Genomic DNA, 19,931 nt, shown 5'->3' with positions numbered 1-19,931 from the left:
TCAGACAAACAAAAAACCGCAAGCTATTGCCTGCGGTTAGTGTAATCTAATTTGAAAGTCCTTTCCGTTTTTATTTTTCTTCTTTTTCTTTATCGACGACGGTGATAAGACCGTCTGGTTCGGTTTTGAAGGCTGGATCAGTGTGTAATTCACCGTTTGCCTTCAAGTAGTACCAGCCATCGCCAGACTTGACGAATTGTTTAGATAGCATATAACCATCTTTTTCTTCCATAAAATACCAAGTTTCTCGGTATTTTACCCATCCAGTGGCCATGCGGCCATCTGATTTGAAGAAATACCAGCGATGGTTTAGGAACATCCATCCTGTGACCATTGCCCCACGCTTATCAAGATAGAACCAGTCTTTACCATCATTGAACCAACGATTGATTAGACAATATCCACGTTCATTGAAATAGAACCACTCTCCCTTGATTTGCTTCCATGTTTTCGTAGGATAAGAGCCGTCTGACTCCTCCCACCACCAGCCAGTGGCATTTTGGCGCCAGCCAGCTTCAGATAGGCCACCTTCAATGTCTTTCTTGAATTGTTCACGACTAATGCCCCATTTGGCCAAGTAAGGATATGGATCAACATGGTCACTTGCATTTCGTGGCTGGTTGTAAGTACAGTATTGGTGCGTCTTAATTCCAGCTAGACTGTCAGAGTCAAGTGTTTTCGGAATTCCAGCTTCGTCTGCAAGATTCCGCAGAAGTTCAACATAGAGCTTATAATCGCGCATGAACTCTTCTTTGGTTTCATGGCTCTCAATCAGTTCAACTTGACCGTATCCTTCAACGTTCCAACCACCTCCTACGTCATAGGCTCCCCTGTCAGTGTACCAGGTTTGCATTACACGGCCGTTCCCCACAACGTGGGAAAAGAAGCCTGAATCAACAGGACGACGCATGTGGTAGTCTGCTTCATTTTGGGCAGTTGAATTTGGATTGCCCGTTGAATGTGCATGAATTTGTCGGTATGGTTGTTCACCGATTTGTGGTAAGTCAGTCCTTAGTCTACTTGTATCAATATCCATTATTGTTCTCCTTCGTTCTTGTCATTTTTGTCGCCAGATAAGCGCTCAAATGCCTTAATAATAGGCTGGAAGATAGTCACATTTCCTTTCAACTTACGGTAATTTTCGATGAGTGACTGGAATGTAAAAAGCAAATATCCGAGGTAAATTGAGTATAGGAAAGCGAAGCCTGTCTTCTCAGGTAGCAAGACAGACATCGGAATCAATACCATCAACAAGAGAACACCAAGAATCTTTCGAATCAGACCGTTAATGCCAATCTTGCTCTTGTATTCAATTTCTGGATTTGCAATCGCTGCGAACGTCCCTGATGCAAAATCTACGATCTCTAGAATCACAATTAAGCTTAGAGCGTACAATACCAAACCATCTTCTGTTTGGATTAGACTTCTAAAAAAGTTAAACAATTCGATTTTCATATATTTCTCCTATTCTTTCCCTTCAAATTTCCAAGCGACACCAGTTCCGTTTTGTTCCAAAATACCATTTGTCACAAATGCGCTGACAGGCTCGCCGTTGTATGTGAATTCTTTATTAAGCTGCACTAGGATGCGCTTGCCTTCGCCATTCACTTCAACGTGCTCAGGGTCTTCAATGGTAATCAGGTCATGTGGTAAGTAGGTCTTCCCAATCTCGGCCGGTTGAATTAACTCAACCAACTCTTTGTAGGTCGTACCGTACTCGATGTTCTTGCTCATGACAGAATTCAAAACAAGAACATGGATGACCTTCTGGTTCGCTTTTGCATTTTCTTCAGTCTGCTTAATGAGAGTTGCAAGCTTGTTCTGTTCACTCTCGTTTTGCGCAATCTTCTGATTGGCCTGTTCAAGCTGTGCCTGTGTTTTGACAATGGCGCTCCCTGGATCTAGCTCAGCTTTTAAGATATCCAGCACAGCTTGAATCAAAACGTCCTCTTGTTCAGACGTGCGGTCTCCTGCGAGCTCACGAGCGTTAGAACTATAACGAGTCCCTTCTTCTAAACGGATTTCAACCAGTGTCCGGACATTATCACCTGAACCACGAAGGTATGGGGTGGTTGCTAATTTATAACCATTAATTTCCATTTGTCATTTGTCCTTTCACTTCTTCAAATTTCGCTTTGAGTTCTTCGTCAGAGTCAATGACCTGCTTCATCTGCTCAAGTTCCATTGCAGTTACTGTATAGAGAGCTTCTAACATAGATGATTGAGTAGCCTCTTTGCCGACCTTTTCACCAAGCGAATTAATCGTTAGACTGCTGATTTGTTGTTCTTTCATGCTGTTTTCTCCAATTTTTCTATTTTTTGATTTAGTTCTTGAATGGCCTTGATTAAGTAAGGCACCAATTCAAATGTTCGATACGAGTATGCGCCGTCAGGATTTTCAAAGAAGGCTTCAGGAACATATTTTTGGACATCTTGCGCCATGATACCGCAAGATATATCCTCTATTTTTCCATCGTATTCTTTACGATAACTATATGTTTTCAAGTTTTCGATTACATCAAGACCTGAGACTGTACTAGCTTTGATATTTGACTTGTAGCGACGGTCTGAGATTTCTTTGTTAAGAGGAATCCAGTTGTATCCATTAGATCCTCTATAAAGATAAAGATACCCATTTGATCTTTCAATTTTTGTATATTCAGAAGAATACATCCATTTTCCAGCAACAGAAACTCCGCTGCCATCTTTATTGTAATAAAGAATGTCACCTGTTACTTCCAAATTTCCATGAATAACAGGTGTGTTCCAGAAATGAGCCGGTCTGTAGCAGTACATTTCTCCTGAATTTTTAACGAACCAAGCTCCGATTCCAGGTTTGTCCCAGTCGTTGCCCCAATTCACCCAAAGAGCTGTTTGGAATCCGTTACCATTACCATTACTCATACCAACTTCGAATTGATTCTGTCCTGTTAACCAGTATGCTTTTGGATCCTTATCATGCGTACCGATCTGAAATCCGCCAATTTTTCCTTTATAACCTTCTAGCAAGGTCGCAGATACTACAACTGACCTTAATTTGTTGATGAAGGCTTCTTTAGCAGCAAGCGTGTCTGTGAAGATATCGCTCGAGACGAATCGTCTGGCCATAGCAATATCCATGACCAGCTTGTCAGCTGTGATAGTATTCGTTCCGATAATCTCAGCATTCAGCTTGGCAAAGTTGCCCTCGCCCACAAATAAGCGTTTGAAATATCCATCAATAGCTGTTAGTTCATCGAGTAAGGTCTTGCCTTTTAATCGAATCTTTTCTGCCTCAATCAGGATTTGATTGCTAGTCGCATTAATTTGCGAAACGATTGAACCTGCATTTGTCAGATTTTGGATTGCCCACGAGCCAGCAAGCTGATTTTGAACAGTACGGACAGCTTCGTCAGTGTCTTCAGGGGCTAAAGTAAATAGTGTCGCGTTGCTTCCAGTTTCAAGTTTTATCTCTGAAATGTAAAGGTTGATTGACTTGCCTTGTTGTCCGTAGAACATCAAATTAATTTCGTCAACATCAACTGGTAACTCATAATTAAAATTAAGTTTTTTATAAGCGGATGCAGTTATGTCGCTATTTGGAATGCTCTTCCACGCCTGTGATTTTATTGCACCATCTTTCCTATAATGTAATCCGACGTCAACACCAGAAAAAGTATTGTATCCATCTTTTGAAACCAAAAAAGAAAGAGTGATTTTATCGGATTTTTTTAGTTCGATTTTGAATGTCTGTTGCAATCCAAAATAACGAGCATTTATAGATGTACCATAAATATGCACGCCCGATTTAGTTCGATTTTGTGATGAATGTTCATAATTAAAATTCAAGCCTGAAACGTTCGTTTCTCTCCAATTTTTAGAACCATCCCTAAAATCAGCGTTTCTGACATAATTTCGGCTATCTCCAACATTTTTAGCCACCTCAACTTGAAACAGCTGACTTGTCATAGCCATGCGAGCAACCTTATCAGCAATCCCATTTTCAGTAGTGCCTAAAATTAGCTCATAGAGCTGGCTTGTCTCTTGAACTCGCTGAAAGTCAATAAGATTCGCTTTGCCATCGAGTCGAGAAGATAAACTTGTGAATCGACCATCTACTGATTGCTTGTACTCAGCGAATTTTGAATCCATTTGCTGTCTTGCCTGCTCACTGATTTGTTTCGCCTCTTGAGCGAGTAAGCTACCTGCGCCAGCGTTTTTCAAAGCTTCATCAGCCTTTTGTTTGATTTCGTTCAAACCAGTGCTGTCGAAATCACGAAAGCGCTGGTCGATTGTCTCTGTCAGACTTTTCTTGACCTCTTCGGCTCTGGCTTTGGCAAGTTCGATACCATCCAAAATTTCCTGTCTAAGTAGTCCTGCCTTATGATCAAAGTCTAAGTCAGCATTTTGAAGAGCCTTTTCAAGGGCGATTTCTTGTGCGGTTCCTGTCACACCAAGGATTGCATCAGCTGCGCTAGATAAACCACCAGAAGCTCTAGAACCACCAGTTCCTGCCTTATCATCGAAAGTCAGAGAGATGTATTCTTCTTTTAAGGCATCGAACTCATAAGCAATAGCTTCCTTGAATACATCAACATTATGTTTCAAGCTCTTGAGATTGACCGTATCACCCATATGGACCACTTGACCATCAAGTTCATAAGCTTCAATCTTGATAGCGTCAGAGACCTTGTCAATGCCCTCATTTGAAAACTTAGCCTGTGCCCACTTCTGCAATTCTTCAATGGTCTTGGCATTGTTGTTCTCATACTCTTTTTCATTGATATAAGGATAAGAGTTGATAAGAGGACTATCAACAGTCACTCTGATAGTAGTTTCCTTGTCAGCGCCTTCGGGCTTAAAAGTTGATTTGGCATGGATTCTTGTGACAACATTCTGACTGTTTTTTGTGCGTTGGTAGTCTTTAAGATTCTTGTGTGTCGTGATAACAACACCACGATTCTCACCACGACTCTTTTTGACAGTCATCGCAAAGTTATCACGAACCAGCTCGCCTTCCCATGTACCAACTATACTGTGCTTACCGTCCAGCAATACAGAGTACAGAGTTTCTGTTTCAGTTGTGTTGAAGGTCCTACGATCCTGGATATCGCTACTGAAAGAAAAATCTCCCAAAGCAGTTTTTGTATTTTGGACCATGCGAGAAAGAGCCATGCCACAACTCTGACTAGTCACGCTAACTGGTGTGATAGAACGTTTCATCACATCGTCTGAGATATGATAGGCTGTGATTTCCAGATGGTCATTGTGTTCAACGGGTTTCTTGATACGAAATAGCTGCGCACCAAGAACAGGAGTCGGAGCCTTTATCAGCATATCTTCTTGGATGAGCTGATAGATACCAGAGTCAGAAATAGGATATTTCACAGTTAAGGTGAAATCACCATTCATGGTCTCTTTAACAATCGCCGAAGTCGCTTCATGAAGTGGCTCCCCGTTCCATCGAACGGTTCTCACATCTTTATTAAGTAGATAAAGCAATTATGCCCACCCCCAAACCGTTTCTATTTCAAGCGATTGAATACCTGGACCTAGAACAACCCCAACATTCTTCACTTTCGCTGGGTCTACTGTGATAAAATCCCCTGACCATTTGACTGGCTTCCCCGTTGCCGTTTTAAAGCTAGGATTGTCAGGATTGTTGACCATCACAAGCGACTCAGTGAGTCGTTCAAGACGGATGACCTGACCAGCGATTGTAAACGAAGTCTCAGTAGCACTCTGACCAACGATTGTGATTTTAGGAAATGCAAGAGCAGAACCTTGAACGGTCAAGGTCCCACTTCTTGTCAACCTCTGTGTGTCAGTGGTTTTGAAGTATTTGGTAGGGTGGCAAGTGAAGGTTGCCTTGGTCATGTAAAGACCAGGTTTCACTTCTTCAAGGTCACTTACATTGACCTTATAACACCAAAGACGAGTTGTTTTGACTCGCTCACTCTCTAGCCAAAACTTCTCACGGATAAACAAACTCATAAATTGGTTCATCTGTTCTTCGGTAGGTTTGACCAAGTAAATCGTATAAGTTTTCTTGATCGGTTCCCTATGCTTGTTTGTCTGAATGATTGCTCCACTGATACCACCATGCTCCAAAAGAGCTGTCTTACTGTCTCCTAGAGCGATTGAGGGAGAATCATGGACAATGACCTTAAAGGGAAAAGACGATGTTCTCACACCGTCAATCACAAGCTCATTATGTTTTATCATGTAAACCCTCCTCTCAATTGTGTCTTCCGTTGCAATTCGTCAGCAATCCGCTGAGCTACCTCATCAGCAATCCGACTGATGTCTGATTCTTCTCTGACAGTGTTACCAGTAATAGTAATGTTGATGGTCGGTGAAGTTCCACCCATTGTCTGAGCAATACCTCGACCGATTGCACCAAGTGTTTTATCATTGAGTGGCAATACCGCCTCATTTCCAGCTTCACCACCAACCATAAGATTATTGCCATTCATTCCGAATATTGTCGGCTTCGTCATGATACCACCTTTGGCATACCATTCAATGCTGACGCTTGGCACACCTTGACTTATCCAGTCTAGTGGATTGGCTGAACCACTTACAGAAAAATGGGGTAGAGGAATGTGTGGCCAACTAATGCTGAAGTTAAATAATCCTTTGATGGCGTTGATAGCTGTACTGACGAGGTCTTTCGCCCCGTTGATAGCACTACCAATAGAATTTTTAATCCCGTTCCAGACGCTTGATACTGTACTAGAAATACCATTTAGTACGTTTGAAACTGTTCCTGAAATTCCATTCCATACGCTTGATACTGTGCTTGAAATGGCATTCAAAGTATTTGATATAAATGACTGTATCGCTGAAAAGATGGTTTGAGCCACGCTTTGGATTCCTTGCCATACAGTAGAGAATACTCCCTTGATGCTTTCCCAAGCCCCTGACCAGTCACCAGTAATAATTTGCATGACTGTTTGGATGATACCAAGAACCACATTTATTGCTGTTTCAACAACTGTTTTGATAATTTCCCAAACGGTCGTGATGACCAGTTGAATATTGTCCCAAGTGGCTTGAATGAGTGGACCTAGATAGGTCATAACTGTATCAATAACTGCTGAAATAGCATCCCAAACAGTCTCAGCACTTGTCCTGATAAGTTCCTGATTCTCCGTCCACCAAGTAACAACCGTCCCAAAGATGCTCATAACAAAATTAGAAATCTCTGATACGACTGTGTTGATGACTTCAAGAATCGCATTCCAAACGGTTGTAACGACTTCACGAAAACCTTCGTTTGTATCCCAGAGATATTTTACAATAACAATAATTGCAGCAACTGCAGCAGCAATTGCAATAGCTGTTCCAATAATTGGCAATGCGGCAATTATCATTTCTCCAATAGATATTTTTAAAAACTCAGCAAGGGCTTGCAACGATAAGAATATGGGGGCTATGATCCCTACAGCAGTCACAACTGTTCCTAAAATAACAACAAAATCTTTTACTGGAGCAGGTAAGGAACTGAACAGCTCAGCCACACCTTTCACAATCGTTGCCAAGGTTTGGAAAACAGGGATCATCATTTCCAGAAGAGGTTGACCAATAGCAGATAATGCATTGGTCCCAGCTTGTTTCAGATTCCCCATCACGTTTTCTAATCCGTCTGATTCTCTTGCAGCCTGTCCAAGAGCTCCTGAGAGTTTATTTCCGTCTTCGACCATCTGAAGCAAGGTCAGTTGCTTCTGCGCTTCGCTCAAGTCCTTGAATGATTTGCCATACAGTTTATTTGCAGCGGCATTCCTAGTTGTCTCTGTCGCAGAGATTCCAAGAGCGGCATCGTTAGCAAAGTTTCCCTTCAAAAAAGATTGTAAGCTCTCTGTTACGCTCTCAATAGATTTGTCATAGAAGGCTGCACCGTCTGCTGCTGCCCTAGTTGCACGAGAAGTAAGATCCAAAGCTTCTGCTGTATCCAATCCTGAAGTTTTGGCAAATGAAGCCATCTGAGTGAATGATCCTTGCAATCGCTCTGGGACAATATCCATTTCCTGACCAATAGCATTCAACGCTTCTCTTGCTTGGATTTCCATATCTCCGAAAACGGTAGTAAATTGAGCATTACTAGCTTGCATTTGAGCTGCTGCTTCTAACGCTTCTTTTCCTACTTCCACAAGCTTTTCTGAAATAGCACTCAACTTCTCACTAAACTGTTGAAGTAGTTCTGCTCTTAAATTTCTTGAGATTTCACTTAAACTTTCTTGAGTGCTATCAGCAACAGGCTTTGTTCCCTTCATCTCATCATTGAGATGATTAAAAGCTGTCTTAGCCTGATTTAGCTCAGCTTCCATCTTGTTGGCCTGTGTGGAGTTCTCACCAAATTCTTTTTTAGTGATTTCCAATTGCTGCTCTAGATTTGAAATCTGTTTACTTACAATCTCAGACTGAGCACCAATCTTTTTCTGGGCAAGAGCATTTCTCTCGGCTTCACTAGCATTTGAACCCAAAGCACTTTCTTGCAATTTGAATGAACTTGTCACCTTACTCATCTCTGAAGCAAGTTGACTCTGTTCATTCTGCAATTCTTTTAATTGGTTCTTGTTGTTCTGAGTAGCACTCCCATTCTCAGCAAGCGCCTGGTTCACACTTGCAAGCTTACCCTCATATCCTTTTAGGACGTTTTGAGTAACTTCAACTTCACGTTGAAAAGCACGGTACTGATCAGCACCGATATTCCCATTTTTGAACTGCTGTTCCACCTGAGACTGAGCTTGTCTCAAGGTTTCCAATTTCTCCTTAGTCGTCGCAACTTGCTTTTGCAAGACTTCTTGCTTCTGAGCCAGGAGCGTCACATTCCCTGTATCAAACTTTAAAGCCTTGTCAATCTGTTTCAACTCCTGACTTGCATCAGTAGCAGCCTTATTGACATTTTTCAGCGCCTTCTGCAAGGGTTGCGTGTCGCCATCGATTTCAATTTTGATACCTTTGATATTTCCTGCCATATTTCCTCCTTTCTCAAAAAAATAGAAAAGCACTGAGAGAACTTCTACGACTGATAATGCAGTCAGACCAAAGAACTTGGTCTCAGAATCGCTCTCTCAGCACTCATTTTTCTTTAAAAACTGTCAAAATCAGCTTGCGTGGCCTTCCGTTCGCCACCTTTGTCCTCACTCCGTAAATTCACATAATCCGTCTGATAATCCAGCGCCATTCCGATTGAAATATGCTTTAGATCATCGATAGACAGACCAGTTTCTTTACAGCAGGACAAATAGGATTCTACTGTGAAGATTTCTTCGCTAGCTGATTCTGATTCATCTGGTGCTTTTTTGTCGTCATGCTCGCATTCAGCATTTCCATCAACACAGGACCAACTTCCTGGATCGGAAAGACTTCCATTTCCATGAAAAATTGTTCATAAGGCTTGATGTGAGGATTTGCAGATTTAGCAAATGTCCAAAAAAGACGGTTGAAGAAGGTCATATCAAACTCTTCTAGCATTGAAATGTCAATGTCAGTCGCTGTCAATTCTTTTTCAGCTTCCAGCTTGTTCAATTCATTCATGAATGATTGATTTTTCAACATTGAGAACAAATCTTGGAAATAATCTTTCCCAAATTGTTGCTTGTAGGCGATAGGAGTATAGCCATTAGTGCCCAACTCATACTCCTGATCACCAACCAAAACGATTTTACGCATAGATCTTCTCCTTAAGCTGCAACGGCAGTAGGTTCATACACTTTCTTGAACCAGTTGTCATAGATTTCCTTACTATCAGCTGATGTGATAGAACGTTTAACAACCGAATCGAGAGGACGAGGACTTGCTTTAAAGCCAAGTTCACGCTCATTGACGTTTGTACCGTTCTTGGTTTTTGAGCCATTTCCTGGACGGCTCGCTGAACAATAGTAAAGAACATGACGTGTTTTGTTCTTGTCCCCTGAAAATTCAAACATCAAGGCAAATGATGTGAATTCTGCATCAGCTTTTTCAGTCAAAACACCCGTCTGAGCATCTTTGATTTCGCCCAAAATCTTAGTCGCAAACATTTCAATAATGTGAGAAATTTTGAATTTCCCTTCATATCCTTCATTTGAATTCATGAAGTGATAATCAATATCATCTGCTTTGATTGGTGTTGATTCACCCTTTGGATCCAATGTCAATTCCATTGCCCCAGGGAAGCGGAAAATCTCATCGTAAGCAATCACTCCATCTGCACCAATTGATTTGATTGGCGCAACGTGAACATTTTTTAAACCAAAGGTTACTTTATTTTCTTGAGTCATGTCATTCCTCCTTAGTATAGATAGACTGTATAAGACTTGACATAGAGTCTTTCAGTCTCGATAAATGTTTCTTCTTGAACTTCAAAAAAGAGCTCGTGGGTTGCCCACAGCTCTTCCAGACGTTCTTCCAAATCTTCATCCTTATTCTCAAAAGCCAGCTCAACTGTCACGCTCTTAATCTGATGATTAACCGTGTTGTCAGCTGCATTGATGGCTGGACTCGATTCATAATAGATCAGGTAAGGTAAGTCAGGAGCGTTCCCAGTTTTAAACGCTCGATAAGTGACAGGCAAGTTTGTCTGTTCCAAAATAGCAGCAAAGTCTGATAGCTTCATTTCCCAATCTCCTTGATACGCTTCTCAAAGTTTTCTTTAACTTTCTCCTCAACAGGTTTAATATGTGGAAATGCCCGACTACGACCGCCATTTCTCAAAACATGCCCATTTTCTAGTAAGTGAGTTAAACGATAGGTTGGGGCTGCGTTGTAGATGACGTATGATCCCTTAGCATTTTTCTTGAAGCGCCAATTTCTAGCATACTTCCCATAACGTTTTGGACTAGTCGCTCTTAATTCCGTAACTGCTTCGTTTACAACGTCCTCAGCAATCAGGTCAATCTTATCTTCTACCTCAGCAGAGTACTCTGCCATTACCTTTGCAATTTCATTCGCTAAATCACTTGTTAAGCTCATTTCAAGACCTCTGACAAAGTCAACTCTAAAATTTCAGAATCGATCGGATATGTTTTTAATATGCGATATTGCTTGTCTTCAAACTTCGCAAACTCTTGATTCTCATACTCAAAATTTCGAATTTCAACGACCAAGCTCGGTTTTAGACCTGCCTGATTTGCTTGATAAAATTCAGAGCGAGTAACCTTCTTTTTACGACACAACAGAGTAACTTCAACGTCTTCAGAGATTGGTTGTAGTAACTTGTCCTTACCTGTGACTTTTTTAGAGATCAGTTTGATTTCATGATTCCACATTCTTGACCTCTTTCTTTGATGCTATCTGTAAATTATGCAGTCGCCATTGAAGGTGACGTGGCATATCCACCCCACCCTCATAGCGATAAGCAGCATAGTCAACGATAAACATTTCATGGTCAGCACGCTCACCAACAAGCTCGATACCGAGGTTGTCGGTCAATTCAGTGATGACACTTGAAATGATTTTTTTTAACGGCTTGTCTCTCAAGTCGGTTGAAATACCCAACTTAAGCTTCAGCAATTCCAAAAGCTGACCTTGGTCCATGTTTACTCCTCAACTTCCTTAGCAGGCTCTTCAGCAGCTTTCTCAACTGTTTCTTCCTGCTCAACTGCGGTCTCTTCCTTCACTTCTGTTGCTTCAGGAGCTGGTTTCTTAGGCACATCCTCTCCCGAAACCTCAAGGAAGATAGAACCAGCAGTGTTGGCACCAGTCAAAAGGCCGTTTGTAAAACTATCTGTGGGCTCATATCCCTCACGAGGAAAGATGTCGCCAACAGCGTAGTCATGTTTTTCAGGATCAGACAAGTCCTTGAAAGGACGAATTACTTTATAGCTCATACGCTACCTCCTTAAGCTACTGCGTCAGTGTAGGTTCCGAATACCCCCGCATCTTCATCTGTCTTCTGGATATCAAAACGAAGGTATGATGCAAGGTTCTTACCAAATTTATGATTATCTTCCCAATTCACGGTCAATTCCATACGGTCAAACAATGTAAGGAAGTATTCGACATCACCGATGAAGAATTTCATTTCACCTTCTTGACCTAGTAGTGTATCCTCAACTGGATAAATTGTTTTACCTGAGAATGAATATCCAGTTGGTGAAGTGATGTCGGGCTGCATCATGTAACGGCCATCTTTGTCCTTAATCTTATCCAGTGCATTGAACATGGTATCTGTAACAACAAGTGATTTTTTGTAGACAGATGAAATTTTAGTGTTTAAAATGTCCTTGATTCCATCAAGTCCACTAGCGTTTACAACTTTTGCGGATTTCATAACATCCGCAACAATTGCCAATTTTGTTTGTTCGTCTTGGTCTTGGATATCTTCTTGAAGGATTCCAATGAGATCGTATTGCGCATCTTCAATAGCTTCACGAGAGATAGGAAGTTCCCCACGATAAGTCTTGATTTTGTAATCAACTTCCGTGATTTTTGTTTTTCCTAATTCTGGATTTTCTTCAAGTTCTCCAACTTCAGTCATTTTGCGATTTGATTTCTTCATGACTGGATAAGAACCAGATCCACTTGTTACTTTTACAACATGGATTAGGTTAAGTAAAGGGTTCTGACGTTCAGGTGTTTTTTGTGGTTCCAAAACCTCTTTCGGAATGATCGCTCCTACATCTGTTGTTTTAACACCTGCGCGTTTTTGTCCACGAGAGCGGATGAATTCTAGTACTGCTTCACGTTGTTCCAATTTTTGTCCTCCACGATGTTCTTTGCTTGGGTAAGTCGGGGCTTTGCGATTCAATTCTTCAACTTGATTTTTCAAATCTTCGATTTCTTTTTCAAGTTGTTCTTTTTCTGCTTCCTTTTCATCCAATTCTTTCTGGATGTCTTCAAGGTTCTTTTCAACTGCTGAAACTTCTTCATCAGTTCCAGCTTGTTCCAATTTAGCAGCTTCAAATTCTGAGCGCTTGTTCAATTCTTTGATTGATTCTTCAAGCTCTACCACTTTGTCTGCTTTGTTGCGCATACGAGCGCCTAAAATCAATGATTTGTGCATAGGTTAAATTTCTCCTTAATTTCTTTCTTGCGCTTGTCCAGCGCTTCACGATTGGCACGTTGTTGAGTTTCAAAGTCTTTCTGTCGTGCAGCAATTTCCGTTTGTGGATAAGCTGGGAAAGTACATGGACTCACTTCAAAGATTTCTAATTCCAAGATAGTGTCCAGGTACGAACCATCTGCTTGCTCTTCCGTATTGATTTTGATTGGGATGAAGCCAAAACTACATCCAATCACATCGCCACGCTGAACACGAGCATAGGCCCCAACAGCTTGCGGATCATCTTTGTTGATGATGATATCACCGTAAAGTCCGATTTCATCAACTCCCAAAATGACTGTTCCGTTACCAGTACGACCAAGCACCAAACTATCATCATGGTTAAATAATGCCCTGATGTCAGCTCCTTTGATGGCTTTTTCAACACCCTCACGTTTGATTACCTCAAAGTAGCCTGGCCATAGCTCAGTAACTTCATCAAACTTGATGAAGTACCCACTCAAAATCAAATCACCGCTGTCAGCTTCTTCTCGTGTTTTGAATTGAGCGGTACGATAACTATTCCGTTTCTTCATTCTCTTCCTCACCCCCTTTCAGTTTTTTCTGGTCCCCAAGTCTATCTTGTGGGATATAGTTTTCAAGAGCAAGGAGCTCATCCATATCAGGATCAGGCGGCATTCCAAGCCAATCCCTCCACTCATTTCGACGCATTGCCATACTTTTAGTCATCTGTTCAGCAACTGAAGATAACTCTGTAATGTCATACGAATAAAGCGAGCGAGCATTAAGTTTGAAATACCGATTATTTGAAACGAGTAAGTCTCTCGTTAAGGTCTGAGTGATCGTCGTAGCAATGCTCATGACCGTAGTATTGACAAAGTTGTTGTATTCTTCTTTATCAAAGCTACCAACTCCCAAAATAAAAGCTGGCACTCCCAAAAGCCCAGCAACTGTTTTCTTGTCAATTTCAACAGATTCATTGATAGCAATATCTTTCAAACTTAATGGCTTGACCTGTTCAACCTCTAACAAGGCATCAGGAATAATCCACGGCTCACCAGCTTGACTAGTGCTAAGATATTTCTTAGCGACCTGGTCACGTCCCTCTTGTGTTCCTAATTCCCCACTAGAAGAATCAACCTTAACAATCAAGCTAGGAACATTTTTGCCACTCATAAAACCTTTTTTAATTTGAGTTGCAAGGTTTAAATTCCTAACAATATCCCTCAGAGCAAGTCTGTAGCCAGTCCCTACAAATGGATTGTCTGGATCTGGGTTGATTACGAAATGCACGATTTCGCTTGGGCTGTAGTCGATACCACGATAATTGACGATATAACCAACATCATCACTCTTGAACGATACTTCACTCATAGAGAATGGTCTCAGGTTCAAAATGTAATCATTTACAGGATCATACTCAACATGAAGAACTGAATTTCCGTCACCAAATAGCAACAGGTCACGCACAATCTTGAAAATCCAAGTTTTGCGAGTCATATTGTCGCATGGGTTTACATCAATCTTGCGAGCCAGTCCGTCTTTTATTCTGATATCGCCTTTTTCGGTATTCTCCATCAAGTGAATAGTCATGTTCGATACCATGTCAGCAATCCTATTGACCGCAGCAATCACATCAGGATTGCGAGCTAAAGGCACATAGCCATCACCGTCGATATAAAACCCAAAATCTGAATGAGTGATAACGTTCGTTCCACTTCGACTCTTACCACGTTTCAAAAACCTATCTAAAAGCCCCATCTTTCCTCACCTCCTTTCTCTAATCAAAGAAGCTCATGACATTCTGATTCTTACCAAGATTAGCAAGAGCCTGAATACAAGCAAAAACGCTGGCATCAAACAAGTCAATTCTTGCAGTACCACCGTCACCATCTAATTTCTCATATTGCACCGCATCGTCCACCTTTTCAATTGCTCTAACATTGCTCACACAGTATTCGTAGGCATCAGAATGAAGATAGTAAAATTCTTTATTCTTAACTTTAAACTCAATCCGTCTGAATCCCTCAGATTTCAGATAAAAAAGCTGTGGTTGGTCAATCATCTTGAACCGAGCTTGTTTCATCTTGGTCAGGAACTCACGACCAAACTTCCTATCCATTCCGACAGCAGCAATCTTGAAGCCTTTCTCCCTCATCTGGATGAACCATTTAACAATATCATCATAGAGAACGGTTGGGGTGTTGCTCATCGTCAGCCAACCATCAGACTGCCACCCAAAGAGTGGAATCCCGTCATCGTTAGCTTTCTTCTGAGCATTTACACGAGGAAAGAAAGCATGTGTGATACAGATATCAACATCTTTCTCGCCGTCATGATAGACACCATAAAGAGCCGCGGCGGTCAAGTCATGCAACCTTGACAAGTCAGCTCCACCATACCACTGAATAGGCAAGCGTGCCAACTCCTCTAAGGTCCAATCGTAACGACTGTCTGAAGCAATAAACTCATCAGGATTGAAATAAGCGTTCATCGAGTTAGTAAAGACATTCAATGTCTTGTTAAAGAACTCATTCCTAGTCTGTGGATCATTCATAGCCTGCTCTGCTTCCGCTCTCAAAGCAGGCATGGACACCGTGACACCCCAAGACGGATTTGCCATCTTCAAAACATTATCATCAAGATAGTCACCAACATCGCCATCCGTTGTCTGATTGGCTTTACAAATAAAGATAAATAAAGCCTCATCCTGTACCAACTGCTTGAGCACTTTCTGACAGTATTTCAAGCGGTTAGCAAGAAATCCAGTAGGAATATCACCGGCCGTTGAGATAACAAAAAGCATACTGTTTCGGTATGCTGACATTGTTTTCTTCATAAGACCATACTTCTTAGAATTTCGCATGGTGTGAGCTTCATCGATGACCGTGACATTGCCATTGAGAGAGTCTAAACGACTTTCATCATTGGCCAGTGCTTGAATATAGAATGACCCATCGTCTCCAAAATTAGCTGTGATAGAATGTTCTTGGTTGTTGTCCTTGATGCGGATGGATTTTTCATTCCATCGTTCCACGTTGAATTTGATGAAATTAAAAGCTTCCAGTGCTTGCTTGACAGAGTTGGCCACGATATAGCATTTTGAACCACTATCGGCGTCCAAAATCTGATAAAGCAAAGCAATAGCAGCAGTAAAACTGGTCTTACCGTTTTTCCGTGCCAGCATTATCAAGGCTTCCTTGAACCTACGCTCGTTCGTACCAGCGTGATAGAACCCAAAGAGATTGACAACTGTGAAATGTTGCCACGGTTGCAAAATCAAAGGTTTGTTACGGATCGACATGGCGAACATGTCATCTCCTTGCTGATGAACAATTGAGTTCTCAATGAAGTGAACAGCGAAATCCACTATATCCTCATCAAGCTCATATGCTGGATTTTCTAAATCCCTCAAAAAACGTTCAGCAGCCAAAATCCGTTCTTCGTTATGTTCCTCTTGATAGCTCAGGACATAATCAACATAGGCTTTAGCTTTTCCAAGATTGGTTGTAGCGTGGCGAAAATCGGCAAAACGTTTTTCAAAGTCTTTATCCATCTTTCACTCGCTTCTTTTTCAGTTCATTCTTAAACTTCAGGACCTCAGTAAGAACTGACTCACCTTCTTGTTCTACTACCTCACCAAGCGACTTAGGATTCATCATCAACTGATTAGAGTAGCTGAGGATGTCTTTCCTCAAAATTTCCATTGCTGTCAAGATTGGAACTTTGCGCTCATTTTCAGCACCAGCCTTATTGACGTAGGTGTCTGTTACTGGATAACCCTTGTCAGCATAATCTTGAGCAAGTTTCTGATACTGATAGAGCATCCCTGCAAAAATATCAATGATCATTTCGAACTCTTTCCGATAAGTGCCCAAGTCTTTCATCTGCTTGACCACTTTTGACTTAATCGACTTCGCTGTAATTGGTTTAGCCAAAAACTACCTCCTTTCGTCAAAATCGCTTAGTTTTTACCCCCTTTTTGTTTGAAGGCCCCCGACTTGGAAAAAGTTCCCTTCACCGGTACCCTACTGGCCAAAATGAATTTTTAAAGAGGTGGGGGGTAGCCATAAAATTCTTCAAATTCCTTTTTTCTCTTTCTTTGCCAAAATAATCCTTGATTGATAATCTTATCATTCTTTCTATCGTGAAACGTATTGTGTTTCTTGTTTGTTAGTGGCAAACAATTCCACTCGACGAATTCAAGTTCAGGATATTCAGATACAGGGAAGATATGATGTACCATTTCAGCTGCTACTGAAATTCCATACCTCAAACTTTCCTGACAAAGATAGTCGAACTTCCGCATAATCTTATCACGGAACTTCTCCCACTTCTTAGACTTCAAGGATGGTCTGACAGGTTTGTTGTACATAGCAAACCTCCTTTCCAATACTAAAAGGGACAGGCCAGTGACCTATCCCCTCTCATACAAGAAAACCATGCTACCATAATAAACCTTTTTTTGTGAGACTTCAAGATATCTTTTGTCTCATTCTTTTTTATTTTTGTATTCGCTAATAGAAATGATTTTGTTATTGTCTTTGATATGCTTATAAAATCTAATTGATTCTGGGTGAATTTCACTAACCACAATTTTCCCTTGTATCCCTATGTCGCTTACTTCGAGGTTTAAAGTTTCATCGCCAATGCTTCCTAAAATTTGAATTTTATCTTTGCTTGATATTTTTTTAGAAATCAAATTCAAAATTCTTTTCAGTATTTTTATCATAGTCATACCTCTTGTAACTATACCAATTTTATCCCTCACCTTCACATATCTTATATTTTGTTAAACTCACTCTAAATCTCAAACCCTTACTAAGCATGGGTTTTAAAGAGTTTCATTTTTTCAGTTTATGCTTAACTCATTATGTGAAAGTAATATCTAAGAAAATTAAATGACAAAGTTCCGTAAAGCATCATCAAGCTCTGCTTGTTCTATCCCTATGTATCTCAGGGTAATTGCAGGTGATGAGTGATTGAACATTTTCTGTAATGTCCCTACGTCCTTTGTCTTGTTGTAATATTTATAGCCGAATGTTTTGCGCATTGTATGTGTGCCAACATTATCAATGCCAAGTTCTTCAGCTGCTTCATGTATGATTTGATAGGCTCGCTCACGAGTGATTGCTTTATTCTGACCTTGCCTACTCTTGAATAAGAAATGATGAAATGGTTTGCCCTCGACATATCTCCTCATTTCTTTTTTGAGTTCTTTTGTCATCCGTCTTGTTATCTGCTTGCCAGTCTTCCGTTCTCTCAGCTTGATGTGCCATCCCTGGACATCTTTAACTTTCAAGGTAAGTATATCTCCGACTCGCAAACCAGTATTCAGACCTGTGATGAATAGCATATAATACATCTCATTCCACTCTCTGAGATAATCTTTCATTGCCTGAATGTCGTCATTATCTTTTATCGGTGATACAAATTCCATATTCTACCTCCTTTCCCAAAACAAAAAGCCAGCATTTGCTGACTCTTGACGATACTTCTGTTGGACAACTTTTCTGACTAGAATTAAGGATGACTCCTAAAGTGTGATGTGTGTTTTTGTTTCAGAAGTTCATGCTATCATAATAAACCTTTTTTTGTGAGACTTCAAGATGTCTTTTGTCTCATGTTTATTTATAGCTCACCTTTCAAAATAGCGTACTGCTCTAGGATAATCCTTCTACGTCGATAGATTGTAGCTTTGCTCATGAATTTCTGTTCTGCTATTTCTTCCCATCTCAGTTGAGGATATCTCCAGCGCAGATTAAAGATTTCCTTATCCTCATCAACTAGATTGATCAGGAGTTTGTTAATAATCCCTTTGAACCCTTCGAGAAATTTTAAGGTTGGATCATCCGCTATTCTGATTGCGATAGTTTCGGTAGGTTTGCTTATTCCTACGCTGGGACCACTCTGAGCATCTGGGTTTCGAGTTTCTAATTCTAGTCTTCTCAAATCTATTGTCCGTTGAATGTTTTGAAATTTGAAAAGTTCTCTGTCTAACGTTTTGAGGTCTTCGTCGCTCAATTTCTTCAAATTCTACCTCCGAATTTTTAAAATAATTAAATAAGCTATCGAACATTTGAGAAAAAGCCTTACTGATGTCAGAAACTATCTGCTTAATCATTCTAGATAAAACTTCAATTTCTTCCTGACTTAACTTTCTAAGCTTATTTTCTAATTCTATTTGTTTCTTCTGAACAAGTTGTTTAGCTTTCTTCTTTTTAATCCTTCTATTCATCTTGCTCTCCATTTCCTGGTATTAGCTTTTATGAATGCAACCTGCTCTTGCATCTGCTTCCATTCATAATCCATGATGATTTCAAGTTGATTGTTACAAAGACCTTTTAAGAAATCATTTTGAGCTTCTAGTTTCTCGATATCCTTATAGGCCCTTTCATACAGTTCATCTTCCAGAAATCTAATGCGTTCTGCCATTGCTTCCTGAATGATGATGTAAGTTGGTTTCTTGTACTTTGTCATTACAATCTTACCTTATCTCCAACTTTCTCCTACAATTCTTCCAACTCAAAATATTCTGTCAGCTCACTCTTCAATTCCTCTAGAGTTTCACATCGTTCAATTAAATCAGACACATCGTATTGTGTATCCACTTTTTTCAGAGTGTTTTCTGCTACTGCATCTGCCACCCATTTTGGATGTGTACCAGGGCGAGAAAATTGATCTTGTGGCAATAGCTCAAGCAATGCTTCATATCGTTCTTCTAGTGAAGTCAAGGCACCAAGCGTATCAATAAATGCAGTATCTGATTTTCTGTTTTTAAAAATTTCTGGGTAATTTTGTTCTGCAATTTCTGCATAGATGGCAGACCATTCTTCGTCTGAAAAATGTGATTTTTCAACTAGTGCACCGTATTCGATTTCTTTTCCATTGATTTTAGTTTTGTAATTCATAGTGTGACCTCATTTCCAATTTCTGTATTATTGTATTTATCTTCACTCAC

The 19,931-nt window shown here is 40.5% G+C and carries 26 protein-coding genes; all 26 read right to left on the bottom strand.

The annotated features are described in order from the left end of the window. Window positions 1-70: 70 nt before the first annotated feature. Window positions 71-1,036, bottom strand: a complete 966-nt coding sequence (locus M1F65_RS07570; RefSeq protein ID WP_247925737.1) for an N-acetylmuramoyl-L-alanine amidase family protein — start codon at window positions 1,034-1,036, stop codon at window positions 71-73. Next, window positions 1,036-1,455, bottom strand: a complete 420-nt coding sequence (locus tag M1F65_RS07565; RefSeq protein ID WP_247925736.1) for a phage holin family protein — start codon at window positions 1,453-1,455, stop codon at window positions 1,036-1,038. Before M1F65_RS07565 ends, M1F65_RS07570 begins: the two co-directional genes overlap by 1 nt. A gap of 9 nt (window positions 1,456-1,464) precedes the next feature. After that, on the bottom strand, window positions 1,465-2,100 hold the full coding sequence (locus tag M1F65_RS07560) for a hypothetical protein (protein ID WP_247925735.1): 636 nt from the start codon (window positions 2,098-2,100) through the stop codon (window positions 1,465-1,467). Further along, window positions 2,090-2,293 (bottom strand): hypothetical protein, encoded by a 204-nt coding sequence (locus M1F65_RS07555; protein WP_247925734.1) that lies wholly within the window; start codon window positions 2,291-2,293, stop codon window positions 2,090-2,092. Before M1F65_RS07555 ends, M1F65_RS07560 begins: the two co-directional genes overlap by 11 nt. Further along, window positions 2,290-5,481 carry a phage tail spike protein gene (locus tag M1F65_RS07550; RefSeq protein WP_247925733.1) on the bottom strand — a complete coding sequence of 1,064 codons (3,192 nt, stop codon included), beginning with the start codon at window positions 5,479-5,481 and terminating at the stop codon, window positions 2,290-2,292. Before M1F65_RS07550 ends, M1F65_RS07555 begins: the two co-directional genes overlap by 4 nt. Further along, a complete protein-coding gene (locus tag M1F65_RS07545; protein WP_247925732.1) occupies window positions 5,482-6,204 on the bottom strand; it encodes a phage tail protein in 723 nt (240 codons plus the stop codon). It abuts the gene before it with no gap. Further along, window positions 6,201-8,960 (bottom strand): phage tail tape measure protein, encoded by a 2,760-nt coding sequence (locus tag M1F65_RS07540; protein ID WP_247925731.1) that lies wholly within the window; start codon window positions 8,958-8,960, stop codon window positions 6,201-6,203. The genes M1F65_RS07545 and M1F65_RS07540 overlap by 4 nt, the downstream gene beginning before the upstream one ends. 113 nt (window positions 8,961-9,073) lie before the next feature. Then, on the bottom strand, window positions 9,074-9,229 hold the full coding sequence (locus M1F65_RS07535) for a hypothetical protein (RefSeq protein WP_156025216.1): 156 nt from the start codon (window positions 9,227-9,229) through the stop codon (window positions 9,074-9,076). Window positions 9,230-9,237: 8 nt separating this feature from the next. Beyond that, window positions 9,238-9,657, bottom strand: coding sequence for a hypothetical protein (locus M1F65_RS07530; protein ID WP_084867879.1), 420 nt, complete (start codon window positions 9,655-9,657; stop codon window positions 9,238-9,240). Between the two features lie 11 nt (window positions 9,658-9,668). Next, on the bottom strand, window positions 9,669-10,247 hold the full coding sequence (locus M1F65_RS07525) for a major tail protein (RefSeq protein WP_247925730.1): 579 nt from the start codon (window positions 10,245-10,247) through the stop codon (window positions 9,669-9,671). Between the two features lie 11 nt (window positions 10,248-10,258). Further along, window positions 10,259-10,582, bottom strand: coding sequence for a hypothetical protein (locus M1F65_RS07520; RefSeq protein ID WP_084911250.1), 324 nt, complete (start codon window positions 10,580-10,582; stop codon window positions 10,259-10,261). Further along, complete coding sequence (locus tag M1F65_RS07515) at window positions 10,579-10,938, bottom strand: HK97 gp10 family phage protein (RefSeq protein ID WP_247925729.1); 360 nt, start codon at window positions 10,936-10,938, stop codon at window positions 10,579-10,581. The genes M1F65_RS07520 and M1F65_RS07515 overlap by 4 nt, the downstream gene beginning before the upstream one ends. Continuing rightward, on the bottom strand, window positions 10,935-11,234 hold the full coding sequence (locus M1F65_RS07510) for a phage head closure protein (protein WP_247925728.1): 300 nt from the start codon (window positions 11,232-11,234) through the stop codon (window positions 10,935-10,937). The genes M1F65_RS07515 and M1F65_RS07510 overlap by 4 nt, the downstream gene beginning before the upstream one ends. Continuing rightward, entirely contained in the window at window positions 11,221-11,502 is a 282-nt protein-coding gene (locus tag M1F65_RS07505) for a phage head-tail connector protein (RefSeq protein ID WP_000371962.1), read from the bottom strand. The genes M1F65_RS07510 and M1F65_RS07505 overlap by 14 nt, the downstream gene beginning before the upstream one ends. Before the next feature lie 2 nt (window positions 11,503-11,504). After that, window positions 11,505-11,795, bottom strand: coding sequence for a hypothetical protein (locus tag M1F65_RS07500; protein ID WP_084911246.1), 291 nt, complete (start codon window positions 11,793-11,795; stop codon window positions 11,505-11,507). 11 nt (window positions 11,796-11,806) lie between these two features. Further along, a complete protein-coding gene (locus M1F65_RS07495; protein ID WP_247925727.1) occupies window positions 11,807-12,970 on the bottom strand; it encodes a phage major capsid protein in 1,164 nt (387 codons plus the stop codon). Further along, the gene (locus M1F65_RS07490) at window positions 12,955-13,545 is read right to left on the bottom strand and encodes an HK97 family phage prohead protease (RefSeq protein ID WP_000747163.1); all 591 of its coding nucleotides are present in this window, start codon (window positions 13,543-13,545) and stop codon (window positions 12,955-12,957) included. The genes M1F65_RS07495 and M1F65_RS07490 overlap by 16 nt, the downstream gene beginning before the upstream one ends. After that, window positions 13,529-14,731 carry a phage portal protein gene (locus M1F65_RS07485; protein ID WP_247925726.1) on the bottom strand — a complete coding sequence of 401 codons (1,203 nt, stop codon included), beginning with the start codon at window positions 14,729-14,731 and terminating at the stop codon, window positions 13,529-13,531. The genes M1F65_RS07490 and M1F65_RS07485 overlap by 17 nt, the downstream gene beginning before the upstream one ends. Window positions 14,732-14,750: 19 nt before the next feature. Further along, window positions 14,751-16,526, bottom strand: coding sequence for a terminase large subunit (locus M1F65_RS07480; RefSeq protein WP_247925725.1), 1,776 nt, complete (start codon window positions 16,524-16,526; stop codon window positions 14,751-14,753). Beyond that, a complete protein-coding gene (locus tag M1F65_RS07475) occupies window positions 16,519-16,908 on the bottom strand; it encodes a P27 family phage terminase small subunit (RefSeq protein WP_247925724.1) in 390 nt (129 codons plus the stop codon). Before M1F65_RS07475 ends, M1F65_RS07480 begins: the two co-directional genes overlap by 8 nt. A 110-nt stretch (window positions 16,909-17,018) precedes the next feature. Then, on the bottom strand, window positions 17,019-17,345 hold the full coding sequence (locus tag M1F65_RS07470; RefSeq protein WP_070837074.1) for an endonuclease: 327 nt from the start codon (window positions 17,343-17,345) through the stop codon (window positions 17,019-17,021). Window positions 17,346-17,462: 117 nt separating this feature from the next. Continuing rightward, entirely contained in the window at window positions 17,463-17,702 is a 240-nt protein-coding gene (locus M1F65_RS07465; RefSeq protein ID WP_247925723.1) for a hypothetical protein, read from the bottom strand. Between the two features lie 165 nt (window positions 17,703-17,867). Continuing rightward, window positions 17,868-18,410 carry a site-specific integrase gene (locus tag M1F65_RS07460; protein WP_000397549.1) on the bottom strand — a complete coding sequence of 181 codons (543 nt, stop codon included), beginning with the start codon at window positions 18,408-18,410 and terminating at the stop codon, window positions 17,868-17,870. Window positions 18,411-18,601: 191 nt separating this feature from the next. Then, window positions 18,602-19,003 (bottom strand): transcriptional regulator, encoded by a 402-nt coding sequence (locus tag M1F65_RS07455; protein WP_247925722.1) that lies wholly within the window; start codon window positions 19,001-19,003, stop codon window positions 18,602-18,604. Window positions 19,004-19,204: 201 nt separating this feature from the next. Beyond that, entirely contained in the window at window positions 19,205-19,450 is a 246-nt protein-coding gene (locus tag M1F65_RS07450) for a hypothetical protein (RefSeq protein ID WP_247925721.1), read from the bottom strand. 29 nt (window positions 19,451-19,479) lie between these two features. Beyond that, a complete protein-coding gene (locus M1F65_RS07445) occupies window positions 19,480-19,881 on the bottom strand; it encodes a hypothetical protein (protein WP_247925720.1) in 402 nt (133 codons plus the stop codon). Window positions 19,882-19,931 lie beyond the last annotated feature (50 nt).

The sequence above is a fragment of the Streptococcus oralis genome (genome assembly GCF_023109195.1).
In the GTDB taxonomy this organism is placed as follows: Bacteria; Bacillota; Bacilli; order Lactobacillales; family Streptococcaceae; genus Streptococcus; species Streptococcus oralis_BV.
Note: the sequence above shows the minus strand (reverse complement) of the source record. Positions and strands in the feature narration are given on the sequence as shown.